The 18569-nt window shown below is 58.8% G+C and carries 17 protein-coding genes, 2 pseudogenes and 1 riboswitch; of the genes and pseudogenes, 15 read left to right on the forward strand and 4 right to left on the reverse strand.

Annotated features, from left to right (window positions below; genetic code table 11):
• Positions 1-2: 2 nt before the first annotated feature.
• The 11 genes from NKI49_RS18910 to NKI49_RS18960 are packed head-to-tail and all read left to right on the forward strand — an operon-like array spanning position 3 to position 11674.
• Entirely contained in the window at positions 3-302 is a 300-nt protein-coding gene (locus NKI49_RS18910; RefSeq protein ID WP_182574566.1) for a VirB3 family type IV secretion system protein, read from the forward strand.
• A gap of 3 nt (positions 303-305) precedes the next feature.
• The gene (locus NKI49_RS18915) at positions 306-2717 is read left to right on the forward strand and encodes a VirB4 family type IV secretion/conjugal transfer ATPase (RefSeq protein WP_352607695.1); all 2412 of its coding nucleotides are present in this window, start codon (positions 306-308) and stop codon (positions 2715-2717) included.
• Positions 2718-2773: 56 nt separating this feature from the next.
• Positions 2774-3799 carry a lytic transglycosylase domain-containing protein gene (locus tag NKI49_RS18920; RefSeq protein ID WP_352607719.1) on the forward strand — a complete coding sequence of 342 codons (1026 nt, stop codon included), beginning with the start codon at positions 2774-2776 and terminating at the stop codon, positions 3797-3799.
• A gap of 11 nt (positions 3800-3810) precedes the next feature.
• On the forward strand, positions 3811-4515 hold the full coding sequence (locus NKI49_RS18925) for a type IV secretion system protein (protein ID WP_352607697.1): 705 nt from the start codon (positions 3811-3813) through the stop codon (positions 4513-4515).
• Complete coding sequence (locus NKI49_RS18930; protein WP_502899630.1) at positions 4505-4729, forward strand: hypothetical protein; 225 nt, start codon at positions 4505-4507, stop codon at positions 4727-4729. The genes NKI49_RS18925 and NKI49_RS18930 overlap by 11 nt, the downstream gene beginning before the upstream one ends.
• Before the next feature lie 15 nt (positions 4730-4744).
• A complete protein-coding gene (locus NKI49_RS18935) occupies positions 4745-5776 on the forward strand; it encodes a TrbL/VirB6 family protein (RefSeq protein ID WP_352607699.1) in 1032 nt (343 codons plus the stop codon).
• Positions 5777-5814: 38 nt separating this feature from the next.
• Complete coding sequence (locus NKI49_RS18940; protein WP_352607702.1) at positions 5815-6507, forward strand: VirB8 family type IV secretion system protein; 693 nt, start codon at positions 5815-5817, stop codon at positions 6505-6507.
• Positions 6504-7313, forward strand: a complete 810-nt coding sequence (locus tag NKI49_RS18945; protein WP_352607705.1) for a TrbG/VirB9 family P-type conjugative transfer protein — start codon at positions 6504-6506, stop codon at positions 7311-7313. Before NKI49_RS18940 ends, NKI49_RS18945 begins: the two co-directional genes overlap by 4 nt.
• The gene (gene virB10 / locus NKI49_RS18950) at positions 7313-8539 is read left to right on the forward strand and encodes a type IV secretion system protein VirB10 (RefSeq protein ID WP_352607707.1); all 1227 of its coding nucleotides are present in this window, start codon (positions 7313-7315) and stop codon (positions 8537-8539) included. Before NKI49_RS18945 ends, virB10 begins: the two co-directional genes overlap by 1 nt.
• Positions 8520-9536: a P-type DNA transfer ATPase VirB11 gene (gene virB11 / locus NKI49_RS18955; RefSeq protein ID WP_352695708.1), complete on the forward strand. Its 1017-nt coding sequence runs from the start codon at positions 8520-8522 to the stop codon at positions 9534-9536. The genes virB10 and virB11 overlap by 20 nt, the downstream gene beginning before the upstream one ends.
• Entirely contained in the window at positions 9533-11674 is a 2142-nt protein-coding gene (locus NKI49_RS18960) for a type IV secretory system conjugative DNA transfer family protein (RefSeq protein ID WP_352607711.1), read from the forward strand. The genes virB11 and NKI49_RS18960 overlap by 4 nt, the downstream gene beginning before the upstream one ends.
• A 250-nt stretch (positions 11675-11924) precedes the next feature.
• On the opposite strand, the pseudogene NKI49_RS33410 reads toward NKI49_RS18960, so the two are convergent.
• A pseudogene (locus NKI49_RS33410) lies at positions 11925-12098 on the reverse strand (hypothetical protein); the annotation flags it as partial.
• A gap of 122 nt (positions 12099-12220) precedes the next feature.
• Positions 12221-12445: riboswitch (cobalamin riboswitch) on the reverse strand.
• Between the two features lie 330 nt (positions 12446-12775).
• On the opposite strand from NKI49_RS33410, the gene queC reads away from it, so the two are divergent.
• From queC to queE, 3 genes are read left to right on the forward strand one after another with little or no spacing between them, the layout of a single operon-like run.
• Entirely contained in the window at positions 12776-13474 is a 699-nt protein-coding gene (gene queC / locus NKI49_RS18970) for a 7-cyano-7-deazaguanine synthase QueC (RefSeq protein WP_352695710.1), read from the forward strand.
• On the forward strand, positions 13474-13830 hold the full coding sequence (gene queD / locus NKI49_RS18975; protein WP_352607713.1) for a 6-carboxytetrahydropterin synthase QueD: 357 nt from the start codon (positions 13474-13476) through the stop codon (positions 13828-13830). The genes queC and queD overlap by 1 nt, the downstream gene beginning before the upstream one ends.
• Positions 13827-14564, forward strand: coding sequence for a 7-carboxy-7-deazaguanine synthase QueE (queE, locus tag NKI49_RS18980; protein ID WP_352607715.1), 738 nt, complete (start codon positions 13827-13829; stop codon positions 14562-14564). The genes queD and queE overlap by 4 nt, the downstream gene beginning before the upstream one ends.
• A gap of 87 nt (positions 14565-14651) precedes the next feature.
• Here queE and NKI49_RS18985 read toward each other — a convergent pair whose 3' ends face one another.
• Both NKI49_RS18985 and NKI49_RS18990 read right to left on the reverse strand, forming a co-directional pair.
• The gene (locus tag NKI49_RS18985) at positions 14652-15998 is read right to left on the reverse strand and encodes an IS5 family transposase (RefSeq protein ID WP_352695712.1); all 1347 of its coding nucleotides are present in this window, start codon (positions 15996-15998) and stop codon (positions 14652-14654) included.
• Between the two features lie 183 nt (positions 15999-16181).
• Positions 16182-17325 (reverse strand): annotated as a pseudogene (locus NKI49_RS18990) (ISAs1 family transposase).
• A gap of 208 nt (positions 17326-17533) precedes the next feature.
• On the opposite strand from NKI49_RS18990, the gene NKI49_RS18995 reads away from it, so the two are divergent.
• Positions 17534-18067, forward strand: coding sequence for a Ros/MucR family transcriptional regulator (locus NKI49_RS18995; RefSeq protein WP_352606446.1), 534 nt, complete (start codon positions 17534-17536; stop codon positions 18065-18067).
• Positions 18068-18217: 150 nt separating this feature from the next.
• Here NKI49_RS18995 and NKI49_RS19000 read toward each other — a convergent pair whose 3' ends face one another.
• A complete protein-coding gene (locus tag NKI49_RS19000) occupies positions 18218-18568 on the reverse strand; it encodes a hypothetical protein (RefSeq protein ID WP_352606448.1) in 351 nt (116 codons plus the stop codon).
• Position 18569: the final 1 nt, after the last annotated feature.

Raw genomic sequence — 18569 nt, forward strand, 5'->3', positions numbered from 1 at the left:
CGATGGCTGAGTTCGAGGACGAAAAGCCCGCCCTGACACCGTTGGTGATCGGCTTGACCCGTTCACCGACGCTTTGGGGCGTGCCCTACATGGCCGTCGTTATCGTCGTCGGTTGTACGATCATCGGTTGGTTGGGCTCCAACTCCCTGTGGGCACTGCTGACCGCACCAGTCGCCTACCTCGTCCTTTTCACGCTGTGCACCTGGGACAGCAAGATCCTCGACGTAATGCAGGTTGCGTCGCGCAAGACGCCCCGCACGCGCAACAAGAGTTTTTGGGGCGCCAATTCATACGGACCATAGCCGATGCTGAAAGTCGTCACAGAAGAACTTGGGTTTGGCAAGGCCGCTCAAAACGAGCGGCCTATGTCGACTCATATCCCGTATTTGCGCCATGTCTCCGATACGGTGATCGGCTTGGAAAATGGCGCCTTGATCAGCGCCATCAAGCTCGATGGCCTGTTCTTCCAGACTGAGGACCAGGCCACGCTAAACATGCGCTCCGTCGTGCAGAACACAATGATCCGTGCGCTCGGTTCCAGCCGGTTTTCGCTGTGGTCGACGGTCATTCGCCGCGCGGTTGAGACCGAGATCGGAGGCGCTTTTGATGATCCGTTCTGCGACCTGCTCAACAAGCGTTACATGGAACAGTTGCGCCACAAGCGCATGTTCACGAACGAGATCTACCTGACCATCGTAAGGTCAGGCATGAGGGGTGCGCTCGGCATCGGTGACACCCTTAAACGGATACTCAACAACGCCAGCCACGACGGCCGCTCTCAGCAGTCACGCGAGGACGTGACGGAACTGGAGGAGCTGGTTACCAACATCACGCGCGAGCTCGAGAAATACGGCGCGCGTGCGCTCGGCATCGTTCGCCGCGACGGCGAGCCATATTCCGAACCCTGCGAGTTCTTCAACACAATCCTGACCTGCGGCGTGCCACGTAAGATGCGGCTCCCGCGCATGGGCATCAGCAACTATGTCGGCACGTCTCGCCTACATTTCAGCAAGCGGACCATGCAGGCACAAGCCGCTGTCGACGAGGACAGCCGTTTCGGCGCGCTTCTGTCGGTAAAAGAATATCCCCCCTTCACAGGGCCGGGAATGCTCGACGGCCTGTTGCAAGTCAATCACGAGTTCATTCTGACGCAATCGTTCACGATCGCGGACAAGCCCATTGCTCAAGAGCGAATTACCCGCCTGCAGCGTCAAATCCAGGCCTCGGATGAAGCGGGTAGCTCGGTCGAACACGACATCGATTTCGCCGTTAACAGCCTGATGAACCAGGAAGCCGTTTTCGGCTTCCACCATCTGACACTGTTGTGCCTGTCGCGCGATCTGGAGGGCGTGAGCAAGGCGGTCTCCGAGCTTGGGGCATGCCTTACCGACATGAACATCAACTGGCTGCGCGAGGATATGAACCTCGAAGCAGCCTTTTGGGCGCAATTGCCGGGCAATCACAGTTACATCGCCCGCAAGGCGTTGCTGTCGAGCGGCAATTTCGCCGGTTTGTCGTCGATGCACAATTTCGCGACGGGGCAATCCGACGGCGCGCATTGGGGCCTGCCGATCACGATCCTCGAAACGACGTCGCAAACGCCGTACTGGTTCAACTTTCACCAACGCGACATTGGTCATTTCCTCGTCACGGGTCCGACCGGCTCGGGCAAAACGGTCTGCCTGACGTTCATGCTTGCCCAGGCTATGCGTATCAATCCCGCTCCCAAGGCAGTTTTCTTTGACAAGGATCGCGGTGCGGAGATCTTCATTCGGGCGGTTGGCGGCACCTACGAGGTGCTGTCACCGGAAACACCCACCGGCTTCAACCCTCTCCAGCTCGAGAACACCGGAGCGAACCGCGATTTTCTCCTGCGGCTGCTAAAGGCAATGCTTCGCGCCAACGATGGTCGCGACTTTGGCCAGGAAGACGAAGACACACTCGAAAAGGCCTTGGCTCGGCTCATGCAAGAGCCCGCGGCTGAGCGCAACTTGGCGAACCTGTCGACCCTGCTCGTCGGTCGTTCTCGCGCAGACGCCAACGACCTTCATGCACGGCTGCGGCCATGGATCGACGGCGAAAAGGCATGGCTGTTCAACGCTCAGCACGACGTTCTGTCGTTCTCAGGGCATCGTGTCTTCGGCTTCGACATGACCAACATCCTCGCAAATGAGGAGTTGCGCACACCGGCGCTGATGTACCTCTACCATCGGCTGGATGAGCTGCTGAATGGCGATCCTGTCATGTTTTTCATGGATGAAGGCTGGCAGCTGCTCCAGGACGAGACCTTTTCGGCGTTCATCGTCGACAAGATGAAAACCATCCGCAAGCTCAACGGCATTGTCGGTTTCGGAACGCAGTCGGCGGCCGACATCGCCAAGGCCCGCGTATCCCACACGCTGATCGAGCAGTCGGCAACGAACATCCACTTCCCTAATCCGCGCGCGGACGAGGAAAGCTACATCACCCGCTTTGGCCTGACGGCCAAAGAATTCAACTTCATCAAAAACACCCCGCCTGAGAAGCGCACTTTTCTCGTCAAGCACGGGAATGACTCGGTCATTGCCCGGCTCGATCTGTCGTCGATGCCCGATATGGTCAAGGTCCTGTCGGGCCGAAAGAAGACGATCGAGGAGTGCGCAGCACTTCGGGAACAATACGGCGATGAGCCGCAAAAGTGGCTGGCTGAATTTTGCGGATGGGAGGTGGCTCAATGAGAAATCGTCTGGCCCTTGGTTTGCTGGTGACAACCCTGGCCACCCCCGTTCCGGCAATGGCGTCCGGTGTTCCCGTCATCGACGGAGCGAACCTCGGTACAAAAACGGATCGGAAGGACAAGACCGGCGAAATCGACAAGACCGACAAAGACCGGTTTTCGATCAACAAAGGCGTGACCTGCTCCGTCTTCAGGGAAGGTCGCAAGGACGATCCGATCGCTGCCGCGCAAGCCAACCCCGAAATCGTCGGCCTGGTCAAAAGGGTCGCAAGGGAAGAAGGCGTCGATGAGAACCTTTTTATGGCTCTCGTCTACCAGGAAAGCCGTTTCAATCCATGCGCCCAATCCGGCGCCGGCGCATATGGCCTCACACAGCTGATGCCGGGGACGGCCAACGATCTCGGCGTCAATCGCTACAATATCGAGTCCAATTTGCGGGGCGGCGCCCGCTATCTGAAACAGCAGCTCAAGCGGTTCGGCGGCAACGTGAATCTGGCACTTGCCGCCTACAATTCTGGTCACGGCAACGTCCAGAAATACGGTGGCATCCCGCCGTTTAAGGAAACACAGGGTTACGTCAAAAAGATCACGCAGCAGTGGCTGCCAGCCCTCGGTGGGGCGAATGGGGCGAACATCCCGATCAACTATGGCGGCGGCAGCACATCGTACACTGGCATGCGGGATTCGACGATCAACGCCATGGCGACGTCGCAAGCCACGCAGGAGAGCGGCGCCAACGTTGCGTCATGGCTGCAGCAGCTCGGCGGCCTGACCACTGGAACCATTCAGGACAGTTGGGACCACAATTCCGGTGCGCGAAACGCCAATCTCGAAATGATGAACCAGGTCATCCTGCTCGGGACGACAATGGCAGACCTGTTCAATTCAAGAAACACGATGCAGCTGACTGAAACGTCAGGCTCATCTCAGTCATCTGGATACAAAAACAAAGGCGAAATGCCGCGCGAAGCCACTGGTCTTTGCGACCCGCGCGAAGGGCTCGAATGGAGCCCGGCGGACAAGGCCTGTGTCCAGAAGCGCGAGCGTGAATCCACCCTCAACCTGCAACTCAAACCTCAATAAGGACACCCTCTATGAAGCGCTCTATTCTCACTGCGTGCTCGGTTCTCTTTGCTTCCGCGGCATGGGCATCAGGCGTACCAGTCATCGACGGTGCCAATCTCAAGGTGGCCAAGGAAACGGCCATGACCACCGACAAGATCCTGAACACGAACAAGGACATCCTCTCGACCGTCGAAGACACGTTGAAGGCCGTCACCGGCGATCGCGGCGGTGATGCCAACCAGATGCAGAATCTGGCGATTGGCAACGGTTTCAGCGTGTCCTCCATGCCGTCCTTCGACAGCATCATGTCAGGCGGTGTGCCAAACTTCGGCGGCATGGGTGGCGACATCAGCAAGATCGCGACCACCTTCATCAATGGCCTGCAGCTTGTGAAAAGCCTCTCTGGCAAGTCAAACAGCGGCTTTTCCAGCGACAAGTCCTATGAAGAGCTGATGAACACGGTCCTTGGCGTTTCGGCCCTCGTGACCGGATCGCAGCAGGCCGTGACGACACGCCGGAGCGCCCTTGAGCAAGCCGGGCAGAGCATCGGCCAGGCTCAGGACATCAAGGGGTCGATCGATCAGAACACCCAGTTGCAGGTCCAGGCCGGCCTCACCATCAACGAGCTGATCGGCGTGATGAACGGTGCTGTCGGTTCTCTGCAGGCCGACAACCAGCGCCGCCTCACCGACATTTCCAACTCGAAGAAGGCGTTGACCTACGGTGGTAACTAAGCCTGCTCACATAGTCAGGGCCTTGTTCCTCGTCGTGATCGCGACCGGCGTTGCCGGCTGCGGCACGGTCAGAGAGAAAACGGCCCCCTGCAAGCGACCCGCAAATCTGACGTCCTACGCTGCCGATCCTCGCCAGGAATGCGGCCCGATGTCGTACGTCAACGGCGACCCGGCCACGGCCATGGCCGCGATAGAGGCGATGGCAGCTCAGTAAGGACGATCGGCGGCAATGGAAGATTTCTTAGGCAACATCCTCGACCGAATTGAGGACACAGGGAGAACCTTCTCGGAAAGGGCATATGGAATTGTAGCCAGCGAAATCACGCCGCTGCTCAATGTCCTGTTCCTGGCCTACGTCGCCTATTACGGGCTGCAGCTCTTCATGGGAACGTCCAGGGTCAGCCTTGCCGAAGTCATCGGCCGTGTCGCCCGGATGGTGGTCATTTTACTGATCGTCAGAGAATGGAGCAATTTCGACACGCTGTTTTACAGTTGGCTGAACAACACGCCCGAGGATGTCGGGCGCGCGATCCTGACGGCCACGGGAACCGGCATCACCGAACCGACAAATGGCCTGTCGATGATCTGGAAGACCGCCAATGAAGCAGCGGCGGCGTTTGCGGAACAGTCGGGCTACTTCGCCATTCTGCCGTCGATGATCGGCTTTCTCATCATGCTTTGCGTGGCAGTCTTTATCGCCGTCGCGCTGGCGATCCTGTTGCTGGCGAAGGTGATGATGTGGGTGCTCATCGGAACGGCCCCGATCTTCATAGCCTGCATGCTGTTCGAGCAGACGCGACGCCTCGGCGTGTCCTGGTTCCAACAGGTCCTTCTCTACGCGCTGATACCGCTGTTCATCTATGTGGTTGCCGCCTTCCTCATCGCCGCCATGGATCCCGAACTAACCAAGGTTACGAATGCAGCGAACCAACGCCGGCTGCAGCTCAGCGACGTGTCGGCTTTCCTGCTGCTGTGCTGCGCAGGGGCGTTCGTACTTTTCCATATCCAGGTGTTGGCGCAAAGCATCGTCGGCGGCGTCTCGGCGGGCATCGGCAACGTCGCGAGAGCTGTTGCGCAATACTCCGGCATGACGGCACCAACGAAGGCACTCGACGTTGCGCGCGGCACGGCAGGCGTGGTCGGAGATGCCGGTATGCGTGCACGCGATCGTATCCAATCCGGCATGGTTGCCAACATTCGCGCGGCCAATGAGCGCGCTGCCATGCAGAACAGAATCTCCAACAACAGCATGCCTCGCTGAGGCGGCTCGCTGGTAGGCAAAGTAAGGGCTGGATCAATATGGCAGACAACGAAGGTGCGCTGAGGAGCTATTTTCAGGACGGCGATCGATGGGAAAACGAGATCGTCAAGAAGGCGAAGCGCTCCCGGTCGCTTGCATGGTTCATGGCGCTGCTTTTCGGCGCGATCACGTTGCTGGCGCTCGCAGCACTCGTTCTCTTGGTCCCGCTGAAAAGCTTCGAGCCGTATATCGTCGAGGTCGACAAGAACACCGGCTATATCGAGGTCAAGACAGGCCTGACCAAGCCGTTGACCCTGACAGAGACGCAAGCCATCACGCAAGCCAATGTGGTGCGCTATATCCGCCACCGCGAGGGCTATGACCCGTTCGCCATCGAAGAAACTTTCGGCGTTGCCGCTCTGCTGTCAACCGGGGATGCGGCACGCGAGTTGGCAGAGCAGTACAGCGCAGCCAATCCGAACAATCCGACCAAAGTCTACGGCAAAAACAAGCGCGTGCTGGTCGACGTCAAGTCCGTGACGTTCTCGAATGCCAGCACGGCGCTGGTCCGGTTCTCGACAACGGAAAAGTCCGACACGGATTCGATCGTCCGGCACTACATTTCGGTTGTGCGCTACCGCTACACGGACACGCCGGAAACGAATGAATGGCGGTTTGAAAACCCCCTCGGATTCCAAGTCTACAACTACCGTCGCGACCAGGAAACGGTTACGCCGGGGGACGAGGGATGATGAAGCGCCTGCTGTTTTCGGCGGCGTTTTCCGTCGCCATCCTGACTCACGCCCATGGTGCGCAAACGCCTCGTCCGGGCAACCTCGACGGGCGCGTTACCAGTGTCGTGTATCAGCCGAACAACGTGGTCACGGTCAATGCTACCTACGGCATTTCGACCATGATCATTTTCGACGAAGACGAGAAATTCGAAACGATCTCGCTCGGTGATACGGAAAGCTGGCAGGTAGCGCCTTCCGAGAAGGGCAACATCCTGTTCGTCAAACCAGTCGCCAAGAACGTCACCACCAATATGAACGTGGTGACGACGAAACGAATTTATTTCATCGAGCTGCACGACTATGCGCCTGAGGCAGGCCACAAGGTCTTTGGCGTGCGCTTCGTCTATCCAGAGAAGGATCTGAACGCCGCCTTGCGCAAGGAGGCGGAATATAGAGCGGCAAACCCCAACGTCTCGAACATCGACAAGGCCAACGTCAACATTGACTACTCGTTCTCAGGCGACGCGGCCCTGAAACCGTCGATGGTCTTCGATGACGGCAAGAAGACCTTCTTCAAATTCAACGGCCGCGTGCCGGCGATCTTTGCCGTTCAATCGGATTTTTCCGAGACGCTGCGCAATTTCCGCAAAGAGGGCGACTATCTCGTCGTCGATGGCGTCGCCACTCAATACACGCTGCGCGACGGCGATCAGTGGACGTGCATTTTCAACCTTCGAAAGCCCGACTTCGGGACCCCAGACCCCGACATCCTCGGCCCGGCTCCCGACCGCCAGGCTAAGAAGCGCTGGAGGAGCGGCAACTGATGAAGCAATCTCCAGAACTAGAGGCCATGCTTGCCGGCGACGATACGGCCATCGCCAACAAGAATGCCAAACGCAATCAGCTGCTCGGCGGTGCTGCGCTGCTAATCGGTGGCGTCGTCGCCGCCTATTTCGTCCTCTTGCCCGCCAAGGAAACCTCTCATGACATCACCCAGGGCGACGAGGAGTTTCGGACCACGACGTTCCGTCCCCCGTCATTCGTGCGTGAGCAGGATAAGCCGGAGCCGCAACCCGACCCGGCGATCATCAATATTCCGCCACCGCCCGAACCGGTTGAACCCAAGGTCGATACGACGGGATTCAACGTACCACCGCCGCCTCCCCCGGTTGCTGAGCCGGCCGTCGCGCCACCCCCGGCGGACGAACCGCTACCGGAAGAATTTCCGCAACGCTACAAATCAGGGCTGATCTCGCTTGACCAGGCCAAGGCTGAGGACGGCGCCGGCGGGCTCGGCGGCGCCAATGGCAGCGGCCCTAAAGTCGCTGGCGAAGACCGCAACAGCAAGTACCTTGCTGCTGCATCGAGCCTGGCCGACCGTGGTGCGAAAGCCACCCAACTCAAGCGCATTGATGCCTTGATCCCGGAAGGCACTCTCATTCCCGGCATCCTCGAAACGGCGATCAACAGCGACTTACCGGGGCAGATTCGGGCGATCACGTCTCAGGATGTTTATTCGTTCGATGGCCGGCGTATCCTCATCCCGACGGGAACGCGACTGATCGGTGAGTATCAGTCCGATGTGACCAGGGGACAAAAACGTATCTTCGTCATCTGGACGCGGCTTATCCGTGATGATGGCGTGAGTGTCCGGCTGAACTCGATCGGAAGCGACAGTCTCGGCCGTTCCGGTCTCACCGGTCATGTCGACAACAAATGGCGCGAACGTTTCGGGTCGGCCATCGTCCTTTCCATCGTCGGCGCCGGCGCCAGCTACCTAACCGGCTTCGGAAGCGACCAAGCGTCCGGCAAAAACAACGACGATGCCAAACGCGGCGAGGAGCTGGCGCGCGACACGATCGCTCAAACCTTCAGCGACATGGCCAACCAGGCTTTAAGCGAAAATCTCCGCATCCCCCCGACCATCAGCGTTGGCCAAGGCGAGCGCATCTTTGTTTATGTCCGACAGGATCTCGATTTCAGCGCCATGTACGACGATCCCGTCACCGAGGCGATGAAGGAAATTCAACGTGAACGTCGCCGTAGGTAGAGCCCCCAACCCTTATCATTTTCTCGATCGCGCGCTGGCGCCGCTGAAACCATTCCTGGAAGACCCGCGCGTCGTCGAAATTTCGATCAACAAGCCCGGCCATATCTATGTCGAACGTCTCGGCTCCGACCATATGGAGCACCACGAGATTCATGAGCTGACGGCCGCCGAAATCCAGAACATCGGTGAGCGCGTCGCCGGCGCGACAAGTCAGTTTATTAGCCACTCCAAGCCTATTCTCAGCGCCGCGCTGCCGACAGGCGAACGCATTCAGGTCGTCCTGCCGCCGGCCGCTCCCGAAGGCGGCTCAATCTCGATCCGCAAGCAGGTGGTCAACAACTTCACGCTCGAGCAGTATCGCGACAGCGGCTCGCTAGACAGAGTATCGGTCGCCGTCGGCGGCCTAAGTGACATCGATCGCGACTTGATTGCCCATCTGCGCGGCGGCCGTATCTATGACTTCATCCATACGGCCATCACGAAACGGGTATCGATCCTGATCAGCGGCGGCACTTCCTCCGGCAAAACGACGTTTCTCAACGCATGTTTGAAAAGCATCGATGCCAATGAGCGCATACTGACGCTCGAAGATACCCGCGAACTGTTACCGCCCCAAGCCAACAAGGTGCACCTCCTCGCCTCAAAGGGCGATCAGGGCACTGCTGACGTGACGATTCAAAGCCTGCTCGAAGCATCGCTTCGCATGCGCCCCGACCGCCTGTTTGTCGGCGAAATCCGCGGCGCCGAAGCTTTCTCGTTCCTCCGCGCGATCAACACCGGCCACCCCGGCAGCATGTCTACTGTCCATGCCGACACGCCGATGGGTGCCTACGAGCAACTGGCCATGATGATGCAACAGGCTGGCATGTCGTCAGGTTATTCCAAGGCCGATCTGATGTCCTACATTCAGATGGTCATCCCGATCGTCATCCAGCTCCGCCGCGACGGCGGCAAGCGCGGCGTGTCAGAAATCTTCTTTGCCCGGGATGAATCATGAGCCAGGGCTATAGGGCCTTTTACCTGCTCTTCTGCACCGGAATCGTCTTTGCAGTCTGGATTCTCGGCTATGGCCTTGGCCTCCAGATTTTTTTCCGTGACGGCCGCATTCTCGAAGCGACGATCACCACCAATCCATTCGCCCCATTGCAACAATTCTGGCTCTACAAGAGCAACACCACATTGCAGATGGTCGCGATCGGGGCGCTCGTCCCTGCCCTCCTTGCCGGCGGCCTAGCTGCATTGCTCGGCCTTCGGCCGCAAGGCAGCCCACTCGGTGACGCGGCCTTTCAGGACATCGCCGCTCTCCGCCGCGGTAAGTGGTTTCGCAAGTCCGGTCATATCTTTGGCCGCATTGGCCGCAAAATCCTGCGCACCAAGGATGATCGCCATCATCTGATCATCGGGCCGACACGATCGGGCAAAGGCGCCGGCTATGTCGTTCCCAATGCTCTGATGCATGAAGGGTCGATGATTGTTACCGACCTCAAGGGAGAGATTTTCAAGGCGACGGCCGGACATCGCCGACGCAGCGGCAGCCAGGTCTTCCTTTTCGCGCCAGGCGCGGAGCGGACGAACCGCTACAACCCTCTCGACTTCATTCGCCAGGAACGTGGAAATCGCACGACCGATATCCAGAACACTGCGAGTATTCTCGTTCCCGAAAACACCGAATCTGAAAACTCGGTGTGGCAGGCGACCGCTCAACAGGTCATGGCAGGCGCTATCAGCTATGTGCTGGAAAGCCCGTTTTATAACGGCCGGCGCAATCTCGGGGAGGTCAACTCGTTCTTCAATAGCGGCGTCGACCTGCAGGCCTTGATGAAATTGATCAAGGCAAAAGAGCCGTACCTGTCCAAATTAACGTTGGAAAGCTTCAACGCTTATCTGGCCCTTTCCGAGCGCGCGGCCGCTTCAGCCTTGCTCGACATCCAGAAGGCGATGCGCCCGTTCAAGAACGAGCGTGTCGTTGCCGCGACGAACGTCACCGACATGGATCTCCGTGCGATGAAGCGTCGGGCGATCTCCGTCTACCTCGCGCCCAACATCACGGATATCACGCTGCTCAAGCCGCTCCTGACGCTGTTCGTGCAACAGACAATGGACATTCTTACCCTCGAGCACGATCCGAATTCACTACCGGTCTACTTCCTGCTCGACGAATTTCGGCAGTTGAAGAAGATGGACGAAATCATGACCAAACTGCCCTACGTGGCAGGGTATAATATCAAGCTCGCCATCATCATCCAGGACTTGAAGAATCTCGACGAGATTTACGGCGAAACCTCCCGGCATTCGCTGCTCGGCAATTGTGGTTATCAGCTCATTCTAGGCGCGAATGATCAGGCGACCGCCGACTATGCATCCCGTGCGCTCGGCAAGCGGACCATCCGCTACCAGTCGGAATCCCGCACGATCGAGCTCTTCGGCCTGCCAAGGCGCACCAAGGTCGAACAGATTCGCGAGCGTGACCTGATGATGCCGCAGGAAATCCGGCAGATGCCGGAGAGAAAGATGGTACTGCTTGTTGAAGGCCAGCGCCCGATCTTCGGCGACAAGCTGCGATATTTCGAGACACAGCCATTCAAGTCAGCTGAAGCCTTTTCGCAGACTCACATGCCGGATGTGCCACCGATCGAATATCTCCCGGTACAGCCGGTTCCGGCTTTGACCGACGATTACAACCGGGCAGGCCAGCCCGCCGAAGATGTCGGTGCCCCGACTACCGGGATGGCTGATTTCGAAAAGAGAATGTCATCACCAGTTAATGGCGCTGAGGCAATCCCAACTATCGCTGCGACCGTGAAACCGCCGCCGGCAACAAAGGAGTCCGCAGCTCGCTCCGTGAATCGCAAAGTTAGCCTGCCGAAACCGAAACGCGCTAAAGCGGCTTCGAGTGGTGGATCTGGAAACGAAGCGGAGGCGACACCGGACGTAGCGGCTATCGACGCGCAGATTAAGTTTGCCGAAGAAAGCCTGAAACCTAGCGCTGAACGCCTCAAGGAAACGGTTTCTCAGAAAGTCGAAAAGCTCGGCCAAGTGTCGCCGACGAAACGGCGAAACTATCTCGATATTTTCGCAACGACGGTCCCCGACCCCGTCGAACTCGGCTTGGAGGCCGTGGAAGCCCCAGCATAAAGAGCCGCGATTTGCGGGGCTTTATGCGAATTCACGAACGAAGTGTAGCGCTCAGAAAGGCAATGCCAGCGGCGGAGGGAATTTCGCAAGCGTGAAAAGCTCCGTTTCAGCCCGTCCATCGGACGAGCAAGCGCCATTTGCTGACCTTCCTGGCGCTTCTCCAGAACCGCCGTTCGCGCAATTGAGTCGTGCTGGTCGGCCGCCGCGATACGCTCAGACAATGAACCAGACTTCGTCTCGGCGTCGATGAATTCGATGCCGTCGTCATCATGCCGCGATCGCGCTGTTCAATCCAGCTGGCTGCACGCAGCCTCTTGGCAGAATCGAGGAGGTCAGCGGCCGAACTCGTGCCTGACCAATAACTTTCCAGCGCGGACTTGAGCTCACGACGACGGCCGATGCGTGGAACACCAAGCGTGGCGATCGGGACTGTAACAATAGACATGGCATACCCCATTTGGTTGGGGGCATGGGTCAAGCGGACGCGTGCAATGGAAAGCCGCAACGCGGCTCAATTGCAGCTACCACCGGGACACCCCGCCCGTGGACGTTTCAGCTTGTCGAGGCAGGTCTCCTGGCTCGCGGGTCGTCGCTCCTGCCCGTCTTCCCAAGGCAGAACGCCTCAGTGACCTGTTGGACAGCGGCTCGCCGCTCACAGTTGCGGGGGCAGCTCCGGTATCGCCATGACCACTGGCCTGGCTCACCGGATTCCCTCTTAGCTCTGGCATCTTCTCGAGATAGCACCAGAGAACCACGACGGCTGCATGGTCCGCCAATCCGAGAGTCAAAGTCAAGAAAGATATAAAGAGATGTTTATGTGATTATGGCGACGTAGCGATCCTCACTGCTGCTGCTGCTGGGCATCTGCTCGACAATCTTTCGACAGACAGAAGACCTATTGATTTCCCGCGCCATGACAGCGGCTTGCGATCCTTACCGGCAAGGTCGCCTCGAGGGCACGGTAAGTCGCGTCCGCAGGAGCGGTAGAACCGTTGCGTCAAACCGCGTCCATCCCCATTCACAAAACCGACTCCCTAGAGTACTTGGAGCGCAGAGAAATCTCCGGTCGCAGCCTACCCGGTCAAAACAAGGACTCAAACTATGAAGACTCTCGTCATCTGCTCAGGCGGACTGGATTTCGTTTCACTTGCTCAAAAGGTAGCGGCCGAGCATGCGCTTGCCGGCCTCCTGTCCTTCGACTACGGACAAAGGCACAGGAAGGAACTGGGCTTTGCCGCCCTCTGTGCGGAGCGACTGAACACCCCGCACCGGATCATCGACATCCGCGAAATCGGCAGCAACCTTTCCGGCTCGGCGTTGACCGATGATTTGCCCGTGCCGGACGGTCATTATGCCGAAGACACCATGAAGGTCACAGTAGTACCAAACCGGAACGCCATCATGCTGGCAGTCGCCTTCGGTGTTGCCGCCGCACAAAAGGCTGATGCCGTTGCCATGGCCGTGCACGGTGGGGACCACTTCATCTATCCCGATTGCCGTCCGGCCTTCATCGACGCCTTCCAGATGATGCAAGACCATGCGCTTGACGGCTACGCCAGAATTCGCCTTTACGCCCCTTATCTGAATATCTCGAAGGCGGACATCGTTGCGGACGGGGCGAGGTACAACACGCCATTTGCTCAGACCTGGTCCTGCTACAAGGGCGGCGAACGTCACTGCGGGCGGTGTGGCACCTGCGTTGAGCGCCGGGAAGCGTTCCACCTGGCAGGGCAAGCGGATCCGACCAATTACGCGGACCACGACTTCTGGCTGCACGCAATACGGACAAGGAGCGCGTAATGTTCCACATCACTAAAGAATTCCACTTCTCGGCCTCGCATCAGCTCACCTCCTTGCCGCCCAACCATCAGTGCGCGCGCCTGCACGGGCACAACTACGTCGTCGACGTAGAGCTCTCGGCGGGCGAGTTGGACGAACATGGCTTTGTGCGCGACTATCATGACCTTGCCGCCCTCAAGCACTATATCGACGAGACGTTCGACCATCGGCATCTCAACGACGTGCTCGGGCATGACCAGGTCACGGCGGAATATCTGGCCAGACATTTTTACGACTGGTGCAAGGCGCGACTACCCGAAACCTCGGCTGTGCGGGTGAGCGAGACGCCAAAAACCCGGGCAGAATACCGGCCATGACCTGCGCGTTGGATCCCGGAATCCGCGTGAGCGAGATTTTCGGGCCGACCATCCAGGGCGAAGGCATGCTGGCCGGCTTGCCGACGGTGTTCGTTCGCACGGGCGGATGCGATTATCGCTGTTCCTGGTGCGACAGCCTGCATGCCGTGGATAATCGCTTCCGTCATGAGTGGAACATGATGTCGACCGATGCGATCTGGGAAAAGGTCGTCGCACTTTCGGGTGGCCGGCCAATGATGGTGTCGCTATCAGGCGGCAATCCGGCCATCCAGCCGCTCGGCGCGCTGATCGAACACGGACATCGTAATGGGTACCGATTTGCGTTGGAAACCCAAGGTTCCGTGGCCAGGGATTGGTTTGCCGAGCTTGACGTTCTCATTCTAAGCCCAAAGCCGCCATCGAGCGCAATGACGACCGATTGGACTGCGTTCGAGGCGTGTGTCGATGCGGCGCAGGATAAGCCGCAAACCGTGCTCAAACTCGTCGTCTTCGACGAAAGAGACTACGCCTATTCTAGGGATGCCGCCGCGCGTTATCCGCAACTTCCCGTCTATCTACAGCCCGGCAATCACACGCCGCCGCGCCCCGGTCACGAAGATGCGTTCATTGACATGGACGGCATAATGAAACGGATGGAATGGCTGGTCGAGAAGGTGATCCGTGACAGATGGTTTGAGGCGCGCGTCCTGCCGCAGCTTCATGTTCTGCTCTGGGGCAACAAAAGGGGCGTCTAGCCCGCGCAATACTCTCGGCGCAGCACATCCCCGGTTGCCGCAGGGGAATCGGGTGCGTTAATTAGTCGACCGTGAACAATCCACCCCCTAAGCGGCGACCGGCTTGGGCCGGAGTTGGAAGAGAGCGATCAAGAGCGACAAAAAACCCTTCAGCCACCTGAGCAGGAGGGAGAAGTTGTAGCCGGCGGCGGCCAGGATGGCGTTGACGGCGTCGCCCTGCTGGCCGGCGAGGTAGTTGCGGCCCATGCGGTGCTCGGCCTTGATGTGGCCGATCACCGGCTCGACCGCCGACCGCCGCCGCATCTGGCGTTTGATTGCCGGGGTGACGCGGCGTTTCTGGCCGCTGGTGAAGACCCTGAACCTGTGGCTCTGGGGTGCGTTGTGGCCGCGATAGCCGGCGTCGGCGAGGATGCGGCCGATCTCGTTGCCGATGGTCTCTTCGATATCGGGGATGACGCTTGCCAGCGTGTGGCCGTCGTAGGGATTGCCGGGCAGTGCTTTTGCATGCAGAGCGAACTGGCCACCCTTGGAGCGCTTCAGCGTGGTGGCCACCGAGACCTTGACGCCGAACTCGTAGGGCATGTGCGCCTTGCCCTTGCCGATGCATTCCACCTCGTGCGCGTGCAGGCTGTAGATCTTGCGGCCGCGCTGGCGCTGACGCCGTTCGAGAACGGTGGCGGCCTGGTAGAGCGGCCATTTGAAGAGCGCGTCCAGCCCCGCATCGCCGGCAATCTGGCGGGCGATGTCGCGAATGGTCCGGCCGAGATAGGTCTTGAGCCTGCGCAGCGCCTTGTTGGCCCGCTTGAACTGCTTGGCGTGGGCATAGCGCTGGTGCTTGATCAGCGCCAGCTTGCCGACCCGCACATAGCTCTGGCGCAAATTGAGCCCCGTCTTCCTGGCCAGCCGCACCAGCCGTTCACGCGCCCGGTGAATGAGCTTGGCGTCGGTCGGGAACATGACGTTCTTCGGCTGCACGGTGGTGTCGACGATCACCTGGCGCGTGTCGGACGGCTTCATCGCCCCGGTCTTGACCGCGAGGCTGAGGCTTTCCTGCAACAGCGCCACGATCCGCTCCTCGCCCATGCGGCCGCGCCAGCGCGTCATCGACGAGCGATCGAACGGCAGCGCGTGGCAGAAGAATTCCTCGCCGCAAAGGTACTGGAAGTAGGGGTTCTCCACCCAGCGCTCGCACAGCACCTCATCCGACACGTTGAAAGTGTGTTTGAGGATCGCAAGCCCCGCCATCAGCCGGGTCGGCAAGGGCGGCATGCCGGGGCCGTCCGAATAGACGGCGCCGAAACGCTCCTCCAGCACCGGCCAGTCGATCGCCTGCGCCAGCCGCACCAGCTCGTGCTTCATATTGATGATCTGATCGAGCCTGGAGCGGAACAGGTCCTGCTCTCCCGTCTCGCGCTTCTCGCGTGGCCTGGACATTCGCCGTCCCCTCGATTCGCCGCCGCCGAACCAAGTGAATCACGCTCCGCAGCACAAGGGAATCGCAAAACGAATTGCAGGAAAACAGCCCCCATAAACCGCTAATCCTGCAATCCGAAAGCCGCTATCCGCCTCAATCAACATGCTAGATCAACAGCTTGCGGATAGTTCACGGTCGACTAATTATCGTGTGATGATGCTTGCCAGAAAGTCATCGTCCCATGCGGCGACCTTTCGTTTCAGCCGCAAGGAATCCTTTCCGGGGGCTTTTCGTATCAGGTTGAGAGCGATGTGCTTTATGGTTGTGAAGTTTGCGGGAGCATGATCGGTACGCAGGCGGCATTCATCGTCTCGGAAGACCATGTCCAGCACCCGATGGAGGCTGTTCTCGACGGCCCAATGGTCGCGGATGAGAGGTCCGATCAAGCTGGCGATGAGAGCCAGCGAGGTGATGTAGAAACGCGTCTCCCGTTCGATCTTGCCGCCAGCCTCACGGGTGCTTTGGACCATGACGACGCTCTTGAGGCCCGGCCACTGATGGCTTTGTTGAAGCCAGTCAATGTCGTGGATGACGGTAATATCCGGGTCTCGATACGTCCGTGATCGCCATCGACCGTACTGGCACGGCTTACGGTGGTGTCTTTGAAATCGCTGGCTTTTTGTTCGGCCGCAAAGAGTTCGACGTCATTGCGCAGTGTGCCTTGATTGCCTTTGAGGGCGAAGATGTAGTCGGCCTTCTTGTCCAGGACCTTCTGGGCGATGGCGCGCTGGCAGCCCATGGCATCGATGGTCACGATGGCCCCTTCAATGGCCAGCATGTCCAGCAGCTTGGGAATGGCGAGGATCTCATTGGCCTTGTCCGCTACCTTGACCTGTCCCAGCACCAGACGCTGGCGGGCGGCGAAGGCGGAAACCATGTGTATCGGCTCCTCGGCATTCCTGGAGCCTTGGAGCGGCGGACCGTCTTGCCATCTATGGCGACGACGCCTTCCGGCGCACCCGTCAGTGACGCTACCCACGCCACAAAGCAGCGCTGGAAGTGTTCGGCATCAAGGCTGGCAAGGATATCACCCAGATGATCATGCGCTGGCACGCCTTCACGAAAGGGTCGAAACCGACGAAGCAGATCGAGCTTTTTCTCACCAAAGCGGGCGATGTCGGTGATGGCTTCCGCCCCGGCGATCACCGCCATAAGACACAGCAGCAGCACCTCATCCAGCGGGTACCTTACCTTCGCACTCTGCCGACCATCAGGCAGATCCTTGAAATGACCCAGAAAAACAACCGTTTCCGCGAACGCACCGGCGTTGCAAGCCACATCGTCCATCCAGATATTCCCTCTCAGAATCAAATCATCTCGACAGATTCAGCTCTCAACCTCCTTGTCACGCGTTAACTCACCCGATTGCCCTGCCGGTTGCCGGCTAGATGTTGACGACGAACCGAGAATGTTTAAATAGTGGGCAATTAATTTGTCTGTGAATAAACAAATCGCACGTTCTCAGCGTGACGCCCATATGACTACAGGAAACTCTATGATCGTTTCTCCCGAACAGGACGACAAAACCGATATTGTGTCGATCGCCGCCGATATCGTCTCAGCCTACGTGTCAAACAATCCGCTTCCGATCGGCGAGTTGCCGAAGCTGATCGGGGATACCTATGCCGCCTTGCAAGGAATTGGCACGCCTGTGTCCCCGACCGCGGTCAAGCAGGAGCCGGCAGTGTCGCCCCGGAAGTCGGTAACGCCCGACTACATTATCTGTCTGGAAGATGGAAAAAAGTTCAAATCCCTGAAACGTCATATAGCAACCCATTACAATTTGAGTCCTGATGAATACCGGCAGAAGTGGAGCCTCCCAGCCGATTATCCGATGGTGGCGCCGACCTATGCCGCGGCGCGTTCGGCCTTGGCAAAGGCATCGGGGCTCGGCCGCAAGGCGGCGGCGCCCGCACCAGTTGTGACAGAAAAAACAAAGCGAACCGCACGCGCAGCGCCAGCCGAAGCGATTGCAACGGTGGTGAAATCCCCATCAAAGAAACCGCGCAAGGCACCCGTCGCAGTGTAGCGTCCAGCATTGGGCGGGGCGCCAGGCAATGGCGCACTTGTACATGGCGAACCCCGTGGCAACAGGCTGTTTTAGAAACCGGCCAAATCAGTTAGATGGTCGCATCGCCGCCGCGCGGCCAATTTCAGGATAAGCGTCGATCTATCGCATTCAGCACTGCTTGAACTGAAGACTGACAGCGGCACGATTGAGCTGGCCGTGAATAGGTGCGTTGCCGAGCGACTTCATTTTGTCGTCGTCGAATTTCTCCGGGAGACGGTTTCTCAGAGAGTCGAAAAGCTCGGCCAAGCATCGCCCATGAAACGGCGAAACTATCTCGATATTTTCGCGACGACGGTCCCTGATCCCGTCGAACTCGGCCTGACGGCCGCCGAAGCCCAAGCATAAAGAGCCGCCAATTGCGGCTCTCAATGCAACTTCAAGTGCGAATGTAGCGCTCAGAAGAAGATGCAAAGACAGCTTCAAGCCTGACATGCCGGTACGGCCGGCGGTCGTTGCCATC

The sequence above is a fragment of the Mesorhizobium sp. M0587 genome (assembly GCF_040320945.1).
GTDB lineage: Bacteria > Pseudomonadota > Alphaproteobacteria > Rhizobiales > Rhizobiaceae > Mesorhizobium.